The 15,853-nt window shown below is 36.9% G+C and carries 15 protein-coding genes and 1 riboswitch; of the genes, 10 read left to right on the top strand and 5 right to left on the bottom strand.

Features of this window, described 5'->3' with window-relative positions; all coding sequences use genetic code 11:
- Nucleotides 1–4: 4 nt before the first annotated feature.
- The 3 genes from H0486_RS13545 to H0486_RS13535 all read left to right on the top strand — a co-directional run bounded on the left by H0486_RS13545 (nt 5) and on the right by H0486_RS13535 (nt 2,123).
- A complete protein-coding gene (locus tag H0486_RS13545) occupies nt 5–1,303 on the top strand; it encodes a phenylacetate--CoA ligase family protein (protein ID WP_228353500.1) in 1,299 nt (432 codons plus the stop codon).
- 79 nt (nt 1,304–1,382) lie between these two features.
- Nucleotides 1,383–1,829 carry an ACT domain-containing protein gene (locus tag H0486_RS13540; protein ID WP_228353499.1) on the top strand — a complete coding sequence of 149 codons (447 nt, stop codon included), beginning with the start codon at nt 1,383–1,385 and terminating at the stop codon, nt 1,827–1,829.
- A gap of 93 nt (nt 1,830–1,922) precedes the next feature.
- Nucleotides 1,923–2,123 (top strand): cold-shock protein, encoded by a 201-nt coding sequence (locus tag H0486_RS13535; RefSeq protein ID WP_228353498.1) that lies wholly within the window; start codon nt 1,923–1,925, stop codon nt 2,121–2,123.
- A 172-nt stretch (nt 2,124–2,295) separates the two neighbouring features.
- Here the strand turns inward: H0486_RS13535 and H0486_RS13530 are convergent, their stop codons facing one another.
- The 3 genes from H0486_RS13530 to H0486_RS13520 form a co-directional block, all read right to left on the bottom strand.
- Nucleotides 2,296–2,751, bottom strand: coding sequence for a hypothetical protein (locus H0486_RS13530; RefSeq protein ID WP_228353497.1), 456 nt, complete (start codon nt 2,749–2,751; stop codon nt 2,296–2,298).
- Between the two features lie 90 nt (nt 2,752–2,841).
- The gene (locus H0486_RS13525; protein WP_228353496.1) at nt 2,842–3,246 is read right to left on the bottom strand and encodes a DUF4430 domain-containing protein; all 405 of its coding nucleotides are present in this window, start codon (nt 3,244–3,246) and stop codon (nt 2,842–2,844) included.
- Between the two features lie 173 nt (nt 3,247–3,419).
- A riboswitch (cobalamin riboswitch) is annotated at nt 3,420–3,630 on the bottom strand.
- Nucleotides 3,631–4,088: 458 nt separating this feature from the next.
- Nucleotides 4,089–5,546, bottom strand: a complete 1,458-nt coding sequence (locus H0486_RS13520; protein WP_228351561.1) for an IS66 family transposase — start codon at nt 5,544–5,546, stop codon at nt 4,089–4,091.
- 175 nt (nt 5,547–5,721) lie between these two features.
- On the opposite strand from H0486_RS13520, the gene H0486_RS13515 reads away from it, so the two are divergent.
- Nucleotides 5,722–6,783, top strand: coding sequence for an aldose epimerase family protein (locus H0486_RS13515; RefSeq protein WP_228353495.1), 1,062 nt, complete (start codon nt 5,722–5,724; stop codon nt 6,781–6,783).
- A gap of 130 nt (nt 6,784–6,913) precedes the next feature.
- Here H0486_RS13515 and upp read toward each other — a convergent pair whose 3' ends face one another.
- Nucleotides 6,914–7,543 carry a uracil phosphoribosyltransferase gene (gene upp / locus H0486_RS13510; protein ID WP_228353494.1) on the bottom strand — a complete coding sequence of 210 codons (630 nt, stop codon included), beginning with the start codon at nt 7,541–7,543 and terminating at the stop codon, nt 6,914–6,916.
- 186 nt (nt 7,544–7,729) lie between these two features.
- Here upp and H0486_RS13505 point away from each other — a divergent pair, with 186 nt between their 5' ends.
- From H0486_RS13505 to H0486_RS13495, 3 genes are all read left to right on the top strand, one after another.
- Nucleotides 7,730–8,803, top strand: a complete 1,074-nt coding sequence (locus tag H0486_RS13505; RefSeq protein WP_228353493.1) for a response regulator — start codon at nt 7,730–7,732, stop codon at nt 8,801–8,803.
- 446 nt (nt 8,804–9,249) lie between these two features.
- Entirely contained in the window at nt 9,250–9,708 is a 459-nt protein-coding gene (locus tag H0486_RS13500; protein ID WP_228353492.1) for a hypothetical protein, read from the top strand.
- Nucleotides 9,709–9,781: 73 nt separating this feature from the next.
- Nucleotides 9,782–10,567: a polysaccharide deacetylase family protein gene (locus H0486_RS13495; RefSeq protein ID WP_330594532.1), complete on the top strand. Its 786-nt coding sequence runs from the start codon at nt 9,782–9,784 to the stop codon at nt 10,565–10,567.
- Between the two features lie 104 nt (nt 10,568–10,671).
- Here the strand turns inward: H0486_RS13495 and H0486_RS13490 are convergent, their stop codons facing one another.
- On the bottom strand, nt 10,672–11,028 hold the full coding sequence (locus H0486_RS13490; protein ID WP_228353491.1) for a winged helix-turn-helix transcriptional regulator: 357 nt from the start codon (nt 11,026–11,028) through the stop codon (nt 10,672–10,674).
- A 30-nt stretch (nt 11,029–11,058) separates the two neighbouring features.
- Between H0486_RS13490 and H0486_RS13485 the strand changes: the two genes are divergently transcribed.
- The 3 genes from H0486_RS13485 to H0486_RS13475 all read left to right on the top strand — a co-directional run bounded on the left by H0486_RS13485 (nt 11,059) and on the right by H0486_RS13475 (nt 15,795).
- Nucleotides 11,059–11,334, top strand: coding sequence for a hypothetical protein (locus H0486_RS13485; protein ID WP_323163550.1), 276 nt, complete (start codon nt 11,059–11,061; stop codon nt 11,332–11,334).
- Nucleotides 11,335–11,347: 13 nt separating this feature from the next.
- Nucleotides 11,348–12,265, top strand: a complete 918-nt coding sequence (locus H0486_RS13480; protein WP_228353490.1) for a radical SAM protein — start codon at nt 11,348–11,350, stop codon at nt 12,263–12,265.
- A gap of 221 nt (nt 12,266–12,486) precedes the next feature.
- On the top strand, nt 12,487–15,795 hold the full coding sequence (locus H0486_RS13475) for a carbohydrate-binding domain-containing protein (protein WP_228353489.1): 3,309 nt from the start codon (nt 12,487–12,489) through the stop codon (nt 15,793–15,795).
- Nucleotides 15,796–15,853: the final 58 nt, after the last annotated feature.

The raw sequence follows: 15,853 nt of genomic DNA, 5'->3' as shown, positions 1-15,853 counted from the left end.
AATTATGATTTGGAATGAAACGAAGGAATGTATGAGCCGTGATGAAATCCACAGCCTTCAGAGCGCCAGATTAAAGAAATTAGTGAACAGGGTATATCATAATGTTGAATTTTATCGTAAGAAAATGCAACAGATGGGACTCGAACCTGGTGATATCAACAGTATTGAGGATTTGAAGAAGTTACCTTTTACAACAAAAGATGATTTAAGAGATAATTATCCATTCGGATTATTTGCGGTTCCACAATCTGAGGTAGTCAGAGTGCATGCTTCCTCCGGAACCACAGGAAAAGCGACAGTTGTGGGATATACTAGAAAAGATATTGAGATATGGCAGGAATGTGTAGCCAGAGTACTTGCTATGGCAGGAGTTGGAGCACATGACAGAATTCAGGTAGCTTATGGATACGGTTTATTTACAGGCGGTTTAGGTCTGCACTATGGTGCTGAGAATTTAGGCGCTACGGTAATTCCCCAATCTACCGGAAATACACAAAAGCTGATCACCATGATGCTGGATTTTGAGGCGACAGCCATTGCCTGCACACCTTCTTATTTAATGCACATAGCGGAGACGTTGGAGGAAGCAGGGCAAATTGATAATATTAAACTCAAGGCCGCTATTTGCGGTGCGGAACCATGGACGGAAAACATGAGAAAAGAGATTGAGGCTAAGCTTCATTTGAAGGCGTTTGATATCTATGGATTAAGCGAGATTCTGGGACCTGGTGTTGCAGCTGATTGTGAATATCATCAAGGACTTCATGTATATGAGGATCATTTTGTTCCCGAGATTATTAATCCGGAGACCTTGGAGCCATGTAAGGAAGGGGAAGTCGGAGAACTGGTATTTACAACCTTGACTAAGGAAGCTCTACCATTGTTCCGTTATCGTACCAAGGACTTAACCAGTATTACATATGATAAATGTGAATGTGGAAGAACCTTAGCTCGTATCTCAAGATTTAAGGGTCGTTCTGATGACATGTTAATTATTCGTGGTGTAAATGTATTCCCTTCACAGGTTGAAGCTGCATTATTGGAGATGGGAGAAACCAGTCCTCACTATATGTTAATTGTAGATCGTGTTAATAATCTGGATGTTCTTGAGGTTCAGGTAGAAGTGGAAGAACGCTTCTTCTCCGATGAAATCAAGCAATTGGAGAATCTCACAAAGAAGATTGCTCATGTTCTGCATAATGCTTTGGGCCTTTCGGTAAAGGTTAAGCTTGTAGAACCAAAGACGATACAGAGAAGTGAAGGAAAAGCTAAGAGAGTGATAGATAATCGGAAACTGATTTAGTGAAATACGATAAGGACACGTATTCCTGTGATATTTCGGATTTATTTGCATATGTTTTATTGAGAATAGGAGGGGGACTATGGTTATTAAGCAACTATCGGTGTTTATTGAGAACAGAGAAGGCAGATTAGAGCGTGTTACAGAAGCATTAAGCGAAAAGAATATCAATATTGCTTCCTTTAGTTTAGCTGATACATCAGAGTATGGTGTACTTAGAATGATTGTATCTGATCCGGAAGAGGGACGAAAAGTACTGAAAGAAGAAGGATTTTCTGCGATGTTAACAGATGTAATTGCTGTAAAGATAGCGCAAAAGCCAGGCACATTGCATGAAGTCTTGCGGATATTGTTTGAAGCGGGATTAAGTGTAGAATATATGTACACTCTGGAGACAGCAGGAAGTAATACATCCATAATCATGAAGCTTTCAGATTTACAAATTGCATTACAAGTACTGGAAAACAATCATTATGAGGTATGTACGGCAAAGGAAGCGTATGAATTAAACAATTGTGTCGACAAATAATGTTTGACACAAAGATGAAAGAGTGTTATCATGATTATGTTGTCGAAGAAGTCGGCAAACATTATTATATTTTATTTTTTGGAGGAATTTTTCATGAACAAAGGTACAGTTAAGTGGTTCAACAATCAAAAAGGATTTGGATTTATCTCTGACGAACAGGGCAACGATGTATTCGTACATTACAGTGGTCTTAACATGGAAGGCTTTAAGTCTTTAGAAGAAGGCCAGGAAGTTCAGTTCGAAGTAGTTCAGGGAGCTAAGGGTCCTCAGGCAACTAACGTAACAAAATTATAATCAATGTTGGGTTTACAGTGTACCTTTTTCTGTACTATAAATTTTGTTTTATTAAAATAAGTTTATAAAGAAATAGCGTTATATTGTTTGAAACGATTGATTAAAGGTTATCCTTAAGGAACACTCCTTAAGGATAACCTTTTTTTACAAGGAAAATAGCATAAAATGTAAATTATGATTGCGTATATAATCGCTTAGATGCTTGTTCAATGATACTGTAGAATGGCTTATAAAGTATAAAGGCAATAATAAAGTTCGATATTCCGTGGATGATATCAAATCGAAGTCCGGCAATCCAGTATGCGATGCCGGAAGCTGCGCCCCCTGTTATAAAATAAGGTATGGAACATAGAGCACCAAAGGTAAAGCCGAAGATACCCGATATAACAGCCATAAATAACTTTGACTGATATTTTTTAAATAGCATTGTTATGAAAAATAAAAATGCCCATATATATAAGTAATTAATGACCCATAGGCCAAATCCGTATATCAAAGCTTCAATTGCAACGAATACATATATGATATACAGTGTCTTCCAGCCTAAAATCAGGGTAAAAAGAATGATAAACAGGGAGATTAATTCGACGTTCGGAATAAACCGTAGTGCAACCTGCGCAATGAACATAATATCTGCCATTAAACTGATAATAACAATATCCTTAATTCGTATAGGATATCACCCCAATCTTCTGTGTTTACGAAGTAAATTACTTATTTAATATCCGACGGTTAGTGTGATTTCATAATGATCGCCATCATTTATCGCTATTTCATCCACACCATAATTAACGTTCTCCTTATTCTTGGTTATACACCACCATTCCTGCTTCGTATCATCTGCAACTCTGCCATTTACTTCGGTAATAAAAAGACCATATTCACTCTCGATACCTTTCACCAATTCTGCTTCCTCCAATGCTTGACGAAGAAATTCAGCATTGGTATGCAATGTAAATTCTTCATTCTCTTTCTCTGGAATTATGACCTCTACTTCAATTTCCTTCTTTCCGGTTGATCCTGTCGGTCTGAGCTGAAAATAAGCGATTAGCATGACGATTGCCAGTACTATCAGCACACCGAATGCGATCAGTGATCTTCGTACATTGTTTTTTTCTTCCATATCCAATCCTCCTGTGATATTAGGTAAGATACCCCCGTATATATAATGGGGGAGCTCTTTCCTAGTGATACAATAAAAAAAGCCTTTACCCACAAAAGGAAAAAGGACAATAAAATAAAACCGCCGTAACGCAGTTGGACTTTATTGTACCCTTGTCCAAATCCTCGTGGAACATATGGTACGGTAATTAAGCAGGTCTTCTGACTCTTGGATCATAATTTACTTCATATCTTCCCAGAAGGCTGATTTACAACACAGTTCCAGTGATGTTAACAAGATCAACTTGCTGAAGTAAACTCCCCAATTACAGCGGCGAGACCGTACAGGATTTTCACCTGTTTCCCTATTATTTCAAATATTCACAGAAACTATGAGTGAATATTTGAACACTTAATACCCTTTGCACAAATATGCTTAATAAGTATAGCATTGGTTTTACACTGTGTCAAATCAATAAAAATATTTGCACTTTTGTATAAATATGCTATAATTATAAGCTAGTACAGTGTACTTTTGTAGGTTATATTGATTGTTGTACCAGAAAGTAACCCGAAATAATAGGTAGTGTAAAGTTTGGTATGAAAAACTGATGTAAAGAAATATGATCCTTTGAACATTGAAAAAGCAAATATTTTAACTAGAAATTTATGCAGTGGCAGACTACGCCAACCTTGATTGCAACAAAAAGTAATGCTCTGAAGGTTTCACCGACGGCGAAGTAACTCAGGAACAGGAAGTTCTTACCGTCGTATTCACAGCATTGTAGCATTACTTTTTATTGCATTCAAGGTCAAGCCGGAAGTAAACTTCCGGTGGCTGGGTACCACCTCTGGCTCCTTAATCTAGGAACAGGTATTACCTGACACAGCGGAGGATTTCTGCATTTCCAAGATTTTTTGCTGCCCCAAACGGATGAGGATAATCCACTTGGCGGGCATGTTCCCTACTTTCTCGAATTCATCTATCTCATTTAAAGGTTTCCAGTAATTATGGGGATGCGGTCTTAGGAAGTTGTAATAAGCAACCCACAGGGAAACTCCGTACAAGGCACCCTCATCACTGTTATAACCATTGGTGATGCGGTAGGACATCTTGAAGGTACGATTTAAACGTTCCACAACCTGTTTGACCCAACGGAATTCGGTTGAAACAGCATCATCATTTGTAAGTCCGATTACCTGTGTTACGTCAAAGTCCCATCCTTTCTGAGCTTTTATATACTGGGCTGCCAGAGGATAGGCACTATAACCGTCAGCAATGAATTTCAGAAGCTTTGAGGGAAACACTTTGAACTTCTCGAAGGCCATGCGCATGGCAAGAATACAGGGACCGACACTCCGGTTATCGGAGACCTGATAGCCAAGGATGCTCTTTTTACATGCATCCATGATAATCCAGACATAATGCTTTTTACCGAGCTTTTTGATGTAGGTTTCATCGGCAGAGAGGATGTTGGATGGTTTATAATCGTAGGTGTCTACGAAAGGCTTAATGACACAAGCCGCGGTCATAGCATAACTGGCAACAGTAGTGTGGGAAATGTCGATACCGTGAACCTCTTTCAATGCATGAGAAGTCTGTCTGGTGGAGAGCTTTAGGTTTACATGATAGGTTAGAACCAATCCCAGTATATGAGGAGAAAACTTCTTGAAACTGAAGCCCGTGGCATTTGACGGAAGGGAGTGTAAGTCCATGCGAAAGAAATCCATCGTGAACTCACGATAGATATAGTGGAGCTTATATTTGTGTTTTTCTTCCGGTTTCAGATCTGGTGGAAGCTTACGTTTATTGGCTAGGTAATAGCTACATTTACGATTGGTACACTTGTGGATACGGAAGAACTTACGCTCCTTCTTGGGAACCAAGATGTTACCACAGTAAGGGCAGCGAAGCTCGATGGTATGCTTATAAATGTTATCGGAGTTAAAGAGTTCCTCACAGACCTTGCACATGAATTGACCTTTGGCGCCATTGTTTTTGTATAAGTAATCGTGAGGAGCACCGCAGCGGGGACAGACCAAATCCTTTGGGATATCAGATTCGGAACGGCGTTTGATTGGTTTAATCAGGTAACCATAGCGGTGTTTGATATAAGCTATGTAAAGCTGATAATCGAAGGTTGCAGGAGTGTACACAGTAGGAAGTTTATCAACCTTGAATTTTTGGTACTCAGGGGAATGGGAATCATCGAAAGCCCACTGCTTGAGAGGAATATATTTGCAGATAAAGAGAAGTAAATAGCAGATTTGTTTGTACTGCTCTTGAATAATGTTAATTAAATAGAGTATAATTGAGTCCATAACAATGACCTTTCTTCAGTATTTTGTTGTGTGGTAACTTCAATTATAACTGAAAATAGGGGGTCATTGTTTTTTTATTTTAAAAAGCTCTGTAACCCTTGAAAAATAAAGGGTTCTTATAAAAAATCAGTGTAAAATACTTTACACTAACAAATAATATTAAGGAGTAGAGAAAATGGAAATCACGCAAAAATCATTTGGGAAAACCAGTAAAGGTGAGGAAGCTACTTTATTTACTATTACCAATAGTAACGGAATGAAGGTATCCCTTACCAATTATGGTGCTAATGTAGTAAGTATCATTGTTCCGGATAAAAACGGGAATTTTACCGATGTGGCATTGGGCTTTGAGAACATTGCAGGATATGAAGAAAATGGCCCTGGTTTTGGATCATTTATCGGAAGACATGCTAACCGTATTGGTGGTGCTAAGTTTGAGCTTAACGGTAAAGTATACGAATTAGACAAGAACGATGGAGAGAATAATCTCCACAGCGGATTTTTAGGATATAATAAAGTAATGTATGATGCGGAGTATTATGAAGATGGAGATATTATATCAGTTGAATTTTCCAGACTTAGTCCGCACATGGAACAGGGTTTCCCTGGCAATCTTGATGTTTCGGTAACCTACAGCTTAACAGAGGATAACGAATTGGTAATAGAATACCATGCCGTGTCGGATAAAGATACCATAGTTAATTTCACGAATCACTCATATTTTAATTTATCAGGACATGATTCCGGTTCAATCTTAGATCACAAGGTTTGGATTAAAGCAAATCAGTTCACTCCAACGGATGATGGATTGATTCCAACAGGAGAACTAAGAGATGTTTCTGGAACACCTATGGATTTTAGAACCATTAAGAGAATCGGTCAGGATATTGATGCAGATTATGAGCCTTTAAAGCTGGCAGGCGGCTATGATCATAATTATGTTCTGGATATCAGCGGAGCAGAAGTAGAAAAGGTCGCTGAACTTATAGATGACAGAAGCGGGCGCGTGATGGAGGTATTTACAGATCTCCCAGGAATGCAGTTTTATTCCGGTAATTTTATGCAGCCTGTGAATAACAGCAAGGACGGAGCAGTATATCAGAAGAGATATGGCGTTTGTTTTGAGACACAGTACTTCCCGAATTCATGTAACATTCCTTCATTCCCATCCTGTGTACTGAAAGCAGGTAAGGAATTTGATTCTGTTACGATTTATAAGTTTTTAACAACTAATTAAGATAAATATAAAAGGGCTGTGTAAAGTATATCTATAGGTTTTTATGGTAAGTCATAATTCCTGTAAATATATTTTAGCACAGCCTAATTTTACTAGGAGCTTTAATGCTTATTCGCTCTTAAAATTCTTCTTATTTTGTTCCGTAGATACGGTCACCGGCATCGCCTAAGCCTGGTAAGATATATCCTTTATCATTGAGGCGTTCATCCAGATTACCAATATAAATCTCAACATCAGGATGCGCTGCGGATAAACGCTCTACCCCTTCCGGAGCAGCTATGAGACATAAGAAGTGTATCTTGGATATACCTCTTTTCTTAAGAATATCAATTGCCGCTACAGCAGAACCTCCGGTTGCTAACATTGGGTCTACTACAAAAATCTCACGTTCGCTAGCATCGGAAGGAAGCTTGCAGAAATACTCTACTGGTTCTAAGGTTTCTTCATTTCTATATAAACCAACATGTCCTACTTTTGCATTGGGAATAAGATTCAGAATACCATCGGCCATGTGAAGACCCGCTCTCAAAATAGGAACAATACATAGCTTTTTGCCGGCGATCTCCTTAGCAACTGTTTTTACAAGTGGAGTTTCAATTTCAATATCAGCTAATGGAAGCTTTCTGGTCGCCTCGTAGCAGATTAACATGGCAACCTCGGATACTAAATCGCGGAACTCCTTGGTGGATGTGGTTTTACGACGCATAATTCCTATTTTATGTTGAATTAACGGGTGATCCATGATAGTAACATTAGACATTATTCTACCTCCTAGTTTTATTCTTAAATACCTAACGAATATTATATCAAATTAATATTGTTTATAAAAGGTTAAATTTCATAAATTTCTGATACATACAGGAAAAATAAATATAGTAGTTGATTTATGTCATTTCCTGTGTAAAATAAAGTAAGTAGAAGCAATATTATTATGAGGATAGTATCTATGCTGAAAGTACTTGTAGTCGATGATAACGAGGTTAATACGATGATATTAGCCAATATGTTGGAACAATTTAATATAAGTGCAAATGTAGCCTCTTCGGGGGATAAAGCATTACATTTCGTTGAACGGTATTATTATGATATGATATTTATTGATCATATTATGCCTAAAATGGATGGGATTCAAACAACCAGAGCGATACGTGCAATTTATCCTGATAAGCAAAAAACGATAATTATTGCGCTTACATCCAATGTTACGGATAAATTAAAGTTCCGATATCGTATGGCTGGAGCAAACGATATTTTTTGCAAACCATTAGAGCTGGAGGGTCTTACGACAATTATAAAACAATGGTTTAATGATCTCGATTTTATTTATAAGGAGAAAAAGGATTATCAATGTATCGATCCCTGGAGTAGACGGATTAGAGCAATGTTATCCAACGTAGAGGAAATCGATTATGAGGACGGATTAATGTATGCGTTAGGTAGTGCTACACAGTATATAAATATACTGAAGGTGGCATGTAATGATCTTTCTGCAAATCTCGAAAGTATAGGTATCAATATAAGGACTAATTCGGAAGATGATTTAAGAAACGATATCCACAAGCTAAAAAACATATTAACAAGCATTGGGGCATTAGGATTACTTAAGTCAGTGTCAGAGCTGTATAATGAATATGATTTTACCATTAAGAAGACTGTGACAAAGAAATGCTTAAGAATAGAAATGCAATTGAAAGAATTGTTAACAAAACTACATAGGGTATTAGATCAGTATGATGCCATGATAAAAAATGAGAAAGAGAAGCAGGAGACACCTTATCCACCCATAACAGACTCGGAATATGAACAATGCTTGACAAATACCATATATTATATCAAGAGATTTGAATACGATTCTATCGTTAAATCGTTAGAGTTATTAATTGAACGGGATCATAGTGACAATCGTAAAGAGTTGCAACTGGTTTTATATGATATTCAGGAATTTAATTATGATGGAGCATTAAACAGAATACTGAGCATAAAAAAAGGAATAGATGCAATCTCTATCCCGGAGAATTAGTCATAATTACAATGACTTTTCTCTTCAAAGTGGCTTTTAAAAGAGGAGAAGCCCGGTAGAGGGGGGAGGGTAGCTGCCGGGCTTATTTTATGAAAAAAATTATCTTATTAGCATATTAATGGTTAATCTAATTATTTAATAGTTCCTTCGAACTACTTATATTATAAAAGACATATATGATTTTTGTATGGATATATTATGAACAATTTGTTAATAAAACATTGAAAAAGCGATAAATTGTTAAAAAATATGTGGTTGTAATGGATATTACCGATATATGAGATAGATTTATAAGGAAAGAGTGACAGCATTTGCAGAGTTTTATTTTATGTCCTCAGCGAATAATAGTAATATATAATTTAGATAAATTAACGGAATTGATGTTCCAAATAATTTAGTATTGATACAATCGGATCCGATTATCGTTAATGAGAGTAGGTGAATTTATGTCGAATGTATTTAAAAAACTTATAAGTAAGGAGCTAGGCGAAGTGAATTACCGCCGATACTCTTCTTTTCTTAAAAAGAATATGGAATCAAAAATAAATGATAGCCAAACCATCTTTAATGATATGTATGATAAACTGAAGTACAGAGACCTGAAATCCATTACGAAAATGCACAATCGGCTAAATGATACGATGCTTCTTGCTTTTCGAATTAGTAGAAACTTTTTTGTGGCATTTTTGTTTTATCTGTCTGCATCTATTTTCTTGATATCCAAATCAATTCAACCGGAATTAACCATAGCAGCACTTATCTTAATGAGTATTTGCTTTGTATACAAAACATATGAATTCATAGCCAATAAATTCTGTTACATTGACGCACAAATCGTTTTGGTTTATAAAGCAGTACTGGATAAATTGATTTTAAATGAGCATAAACATACACAAATGAAGTGATATGCTGTAGAGTAAGTATAGTGACCTAGCTGTGGAAATATATTATATTAAGAAACCTAGTTGTGGTGATGTGATGGAACCAAATGATCAAATACAATCAAATGGTACCTTATTCGTAAAAATCGGTATTGTTGTATTGAGCATGATAGTGATGATAGGGCTTGGTATAAAGATATTTCCAAATGCGATTACTGTGTCTAATACAGGTAGTAGAAGGGATTTGCCAATCTATTGTGTAGATACGGAGGAAAAGAAAGTTGCACTCAGCTTTGATGCGGCCTGGGGGAATGAGGATACGAAAACCATTCTTGATATTTTGAAAAAACATAATGTTAAGGTTACATTTTTTATGACAGGGGAATGGATTGAAAAATATCCAGAGGATGTGAAAGCAATTGCTGCAGCAGGCCATGATCTTGGTAATCATAGTGAAAACCATAAACAGATGTCTCAGCTTACCAAAGAGGAGTGTAAGGAAGAGATTATGAAGGCACATAATCGCGTCAAGGAACTCACCGGTATTGAGATGAATTTGTTCCGCCCTCCCTATGGAGATTATAACAATACGCTGGTTGGCACAGCAAGAGAGTGTAATTACTATACGATACAGTGGGATGTGGATTCTCTGGATTGGAAGGATTACGGAGTGGATGATATCGTCAAACGCTGTACCGTGAATAAAAAGCTCGGGAACGGTTCGATTATATTGATGCACAATGGGGCAAAATATACACCGAAGGCATTGGAAGTTGTAATCATGGGATTAAAGGATCAAGGATATGAATTGGTACCCATATCTAAATTGATTTATCGGGGGAATTATGTAATTGATCATACCGGTAGGCAGAGAATGAAGTAGAGATGGAAATAGTATTATTAAGTTATTAAGTAAAAAGATTGTGTAAACTGGGAGCAATTCTATGCTCCCAGTTTTTATTAAGCATAATTCATATGAATAAATCACTAGTTAAGCTGGCGGTTAGATTTCAGATTCTGATCTCCCCATATTCTCATGTGTTCTAGTATTGGTACAAAGCTTTTTCCTAAATCGGTAAGAGAATATTCTACTTTTGGAGGAACCTCTTGATATACATGGCGAAAAATAAAGCCATCTGCTTCCAGTTCACGCAATTGCTTTGTGAGGGTGGACTGTGTAATATCACCAAGTAGTCGACTTAGTTCACCAAATCGTATGACTTCAGAATTTGCAATATACCATAATATAATTATTTTCCATTTACCACCTAGGATTTTTTGAATGGTACTTACTGTAGTACATTGCTCATAGGGGCAAAAGCTACAGCGTGCATTTGTAACCAACTTAACCCCAAAATGGTAGGTGCCAATATAATGACAATATATCCAGATTCTGAACTTTATCAAGAGATAAAAAATGGAAACTGGATTGAAGAGACAGAAATTGAGAAATATATTGAAGTCAGAACTTTAGTGGAAAATTTAGAGATACCAGTCGAGTTTGCAGCTCTTGGAGCTTCTAATGCATTTCAATTAATAGGTAATCTACCAGAAGCCAGACATAAACTATTATCCAAACTAGATAGAATTATTAATAATGTGGATGAAGAAGAATTACGAAATTATCGAAGAAACCTTCGCCATTTGTAAGGGAGGAATAATATTGCATTTTACAGGTAGAACATGGAGACCACCATATGAAGCATTTTCAGTGATAATTCAAGCTACATCAGGTTGTACCTACAATAAATGTAAGTTTTGCAGTTTATATAAGAATGAACCTTTTCGAATGTCGCCGATCGAAGAGTTTGAAGAAGATCTGGCAGAAATAAAAAAATATCAACCATATGCAAGAAGACTTTTCCTAACAGGAGCAAATCCATTTGCTATGAGCTATGAAAATCTGAAGCTTAGAGCTTTAACAGTAAAGGATTATTTAATTAAATGTCAGAATATATCTATGTTTGCTAGTATCAGAGATATTATTCCAAAGAGTATAGAACAACTTAAAAGGTTACGTGCATTAGGAATAAATGGTTTAAGCATAGGTATGGAAAGTGGAGACGATGATACCTTATTATTGGCTAATAAAGGGTATACATCAGAAGATATAGTTAGGCAGCTGGCTAAATTGGATGAAGCAGGTATAGAATATTATTTGGTATATATGACTGGACTGGCAGGGAAAGGAAATGGGAAAAGAAACGCGCTATACACGGCTAAGGTTTTAAATCAAATTAGACCGTATTATGTAAAGAATCCTTTCTTATTACATATTGATTCACTTACGCTTTTTCCAGATACAGAATTATATCATATGGCGCAGGATGGAAAATTTATTCCTGCGGGAGAGAAAGAAAGACTAGAAGAATTAATAACACTTATAGAAAAGCTCATGATTACAACAAGATTACAAGCTAATACGATTACCAATTTCCGACCAATTACGGGCTATCTGCCAAAAGATAAAGAAAAGGTAATATCACAATTGCGAGTAATCATTGAAAATAATAGTGAAGAGGAAATGAAAGAATATAGAAGCAGTTTGAATTCATTAGGAATGGAAGGAGTTAGTATTTGATTAATGAAGATTAAAGTCGATGAGTGAAACTTCAGCTATTCATCTTATTATTTTTACCTATTTTATACTTTGCCATTATGATACTTACAATTCGTGCGGTAGGAGACACGATTCGTGCGATAAATGGTTTTATTTAAAACAACCTGTTAAAATTATGTTGAATAATATAAAGTACGCAGTAATGCGAAATGAAATTTAATATTAACAGGAGGACGATACAAATGACGAAATTCACTTGTAAAAAATTGCTAAGCTTATTTGTCGTATTGTGTATGATACTTACTCTGCTTCCCATGAATAGCATGAGGGTACAGGCGGGTGAAGCCGATTCAAGGGAGATTAGTGAAGAGAGCGGTGAAGTAAAGACCGCGAGTGGTGTAGCCATAACCATGACAAAAAGCATGAGTGAGGAGCCTTTTAATATAAGGGTTGGCAATAAAGAAATCATAAGCACATATACTGGGGATATTACAGGAGATGGAATTGTGGGCACAGTTACCTATGATTCCGATACCAACACCCTTACTCTGAATAATGCAACTATCACAGAAGCAAACACGGGCACTATAATCTACTCAGAAGAATCTTTAAATATTAAACTGGAAGGCCTCAATGTTCTGATAAATGAGGATGATATTATATCTGGAAATGCGATCTATTGTGCAAATGGAGGCTTGACTTTATCAGGAAATTACGGAAGCTTGGTGTTATATGGCGCTCGTGTTACTGGTGGTTTATATGCGGGAGAAGATATCAATATTTTAAGTGGAACGTATGATATAACAAGTATTAGGGAGGGGATATATGCATTAGGAAACATTAATATCTCAGATGGAACGGTGAGCATTAAGGTAGAATCGTCAAGTGCAAGAAATTGGGGTATCACTTGTGAACATGCTGTTAACATATCGGGGGGAACTGTTGATATTACTGCGAAATCAACGGCTACTGATACAGGAATGAATGAATTTATTTCTGCGTATGGGATAGAAGCAAAACAGGGTGTTTTCATTTCGGGTGGAAAGGTCAAGATTACCGCTGAAACAACAACGGTTTTAGACGCAGCAACGTATGGGATATATTCTTATGCTGAAATCTCAGACGGAAGCGTTAATGTTACAGCGAGATCTGTTTCACAATATAATGATTCAGGTACATATGGTATACTTGGGGACACTAATTTCACAGGAGGAACTATAACAGTAAAAAGCTTCGGAGATTTAGGTTCTGTCTGTGCGTTGGCAGGTAGTAACGCTACATTTTCGAATGGTATAGTAAGTGCCAGCACAAATCCCGATGGAAGCATACCGGTAGATATTACTTTTGAGAATATAAATGCTTCTCAATTATTAGTCTACAAATATCTAAATTATAAAGAAAATCCTGATGTTGCTGTAATAGTTTCGGCATTGAATGCGATCGGTGAAGTTATTGTGGATTATGATTCAGAACAGAGTGAAAGGTTGATAGCAGTAGAAACCTATGTAAATGATCTTCTAACCGGACCTGCTGCTGGGATAACTGCAAATGTGACTCCTGATGATGATGGAACATATGAGGTTGAATTATCCAAAGGATTGGTAAGTGCCACGATAACAATTACCGTAACAGAAGCATATAGGATATGGGTAGGAGATGCCCGAGTGACAGTCGATAATGCAAATGATGTACTTGGAGACGGCACCGTATCCTATAGCCATTATGATAATACCTTGATACTGAGTAATGCGAATATTAATGAAACATCTGAAGACACCAGTAACACTGCCGTGCAAAACCATGCTTGCATTATAAGCCGTGATAGTCTGATTATATGTCTGATAGGAGAAAATAGACTTACAGCCGACTCTTTAGGTACTAACAATTTTGGGATACGAAGTAGTGATCTGACGATTGAAGGATGGGGAAATTTAGAGATTACTTCAACTGCTGGAACGGGATATGGTATAGCAATCTACAATAATAATGGAGATCTCACCATTAACGATGTCAGAGTGACGGCACAGGGAAGCTTTAGCGGAATATATTCTTTTGGCAATATCAGTATTAATGGAGGCGTGGTGGATGCAAGCGGATCAGTATATGCCGGTATTTTAGCAGTAGGTGATATTACAATTGACAACAGTAATGTGACGGCAATCGGAGAAGATTACGCAGTAGACTGTTCATCTCAAAATGTTATCATTAACAATAGCACCGTGACGTTGAAAGGCTCCAACAAGGCGATGGGATTTGTTCCGGAATTAACAGGCTACAGTAATTTACAAATTAGTGCGGACAGTAATAAAGAAGGGACTGACGCATCCGTAATTAATGAAACGGAATTAAGTACTAATATTTCCGACTATAAATACCTTATGTTTGAAAATGTAATTCCCAATACCCCACAAGAACCCATTAACCCCACCAACCCTACCAATCCCACTAACCCTTCCGACCCCACCAACCCTACCAATCCCACTAACCCTACCAACCCCACCTATCCCTCCTACGACATAAACACAGGCTCACCAGCTCCAACGCCTGTATTAAAGGTAAAGGTGAAAATGACAGATGAAGATGTTCAGGTTGAGGCAGATTTAACTAGGGATGTAATAAAATATTATAATGGTAAGATTACTCTTCCGCTTACAGCAGAAGAAATACTGAATGCACTTAAGAAGGAAGAACGGTCAGCCATTCAGGTTGGAATAAACTTACCAACGCAAAGTGATGAGACAGAGTTAAATCTAATATTAGAGTCAGAGATCATACAAGAGGCAAAGGATAATAAAAAGGATATTATCGTTAATGTGTATGACTCAGATAATAAAGTCCTTTATTCCTGGACCTTTGATAAGACGGAATTAGCTAATTCCGATAAGGACATTAAAGATGTTAATCTTTCTCTGAAGATAGAAAAAGCAAAAGATGGCACACATTTCATTGAGGAACAGAAGGCAGATACAGATACGGTAGCTTTGGTTGTTGATTTTGCTCATGAGGGAATATTGCCTTCCCAGGCAAGTGTAAGAATATATGTAGGGGATCAGGAGGGAATCACTCCGGGTACTAAGGTATATCTTTATCACTACAATGATAGTATAGGAAAGCTTGAGACAATCCCATACGGTTATCAGGCAATTGTGGACAAAGATGGATACATTACAATCAATATTCTACAGTGCTCTGATTACGTAGTATATACGAAGAAAGCTGATTCTAAGTTATTTATAAGTCTTAGAAAACAGATAAAGGTTACTCCGACTAAGACAATCTTATCAATATCGAATGGCAAAAACAAGGAGAAGATATCCGTTAAGCTTCCAGTGACATTAGAATGGGTTAGCTCCTTGGATAAGCCTACCAGTCAGAGTGCAATTGGTGGAGTTACAGTCAAGTTTACATCCAGCAATAAAAAGATTGCTACGGTAGATTCTCTTGGAAATATCAAAGCAAAAGCTCCCGGGGAAGTTGTAATCACTGTAACTATCACTTTATACAGTAACAAAACCAAGATAGTAAAGATACCGGTTAAAATTGAACCCTAATAGATTATAGATAGCATTAGAAAAAAGTAATATTATAGTTTGATGGGCTGCTACACAG

Origin of the sequence: Variimorphobacter saccharofermentans, assembly GCF_014174405.1 — a bacterium.
GTDB classification, from domain to species: Bacteria; Bacillota; Clostridia; order Lachnospirales; family Lachnospiraceae; genus Mobilitalea; species Mobilitalea saccharofermentans.
This window is presented reverse-complemented; position numbering and strand designations above follow the sequence as displayed.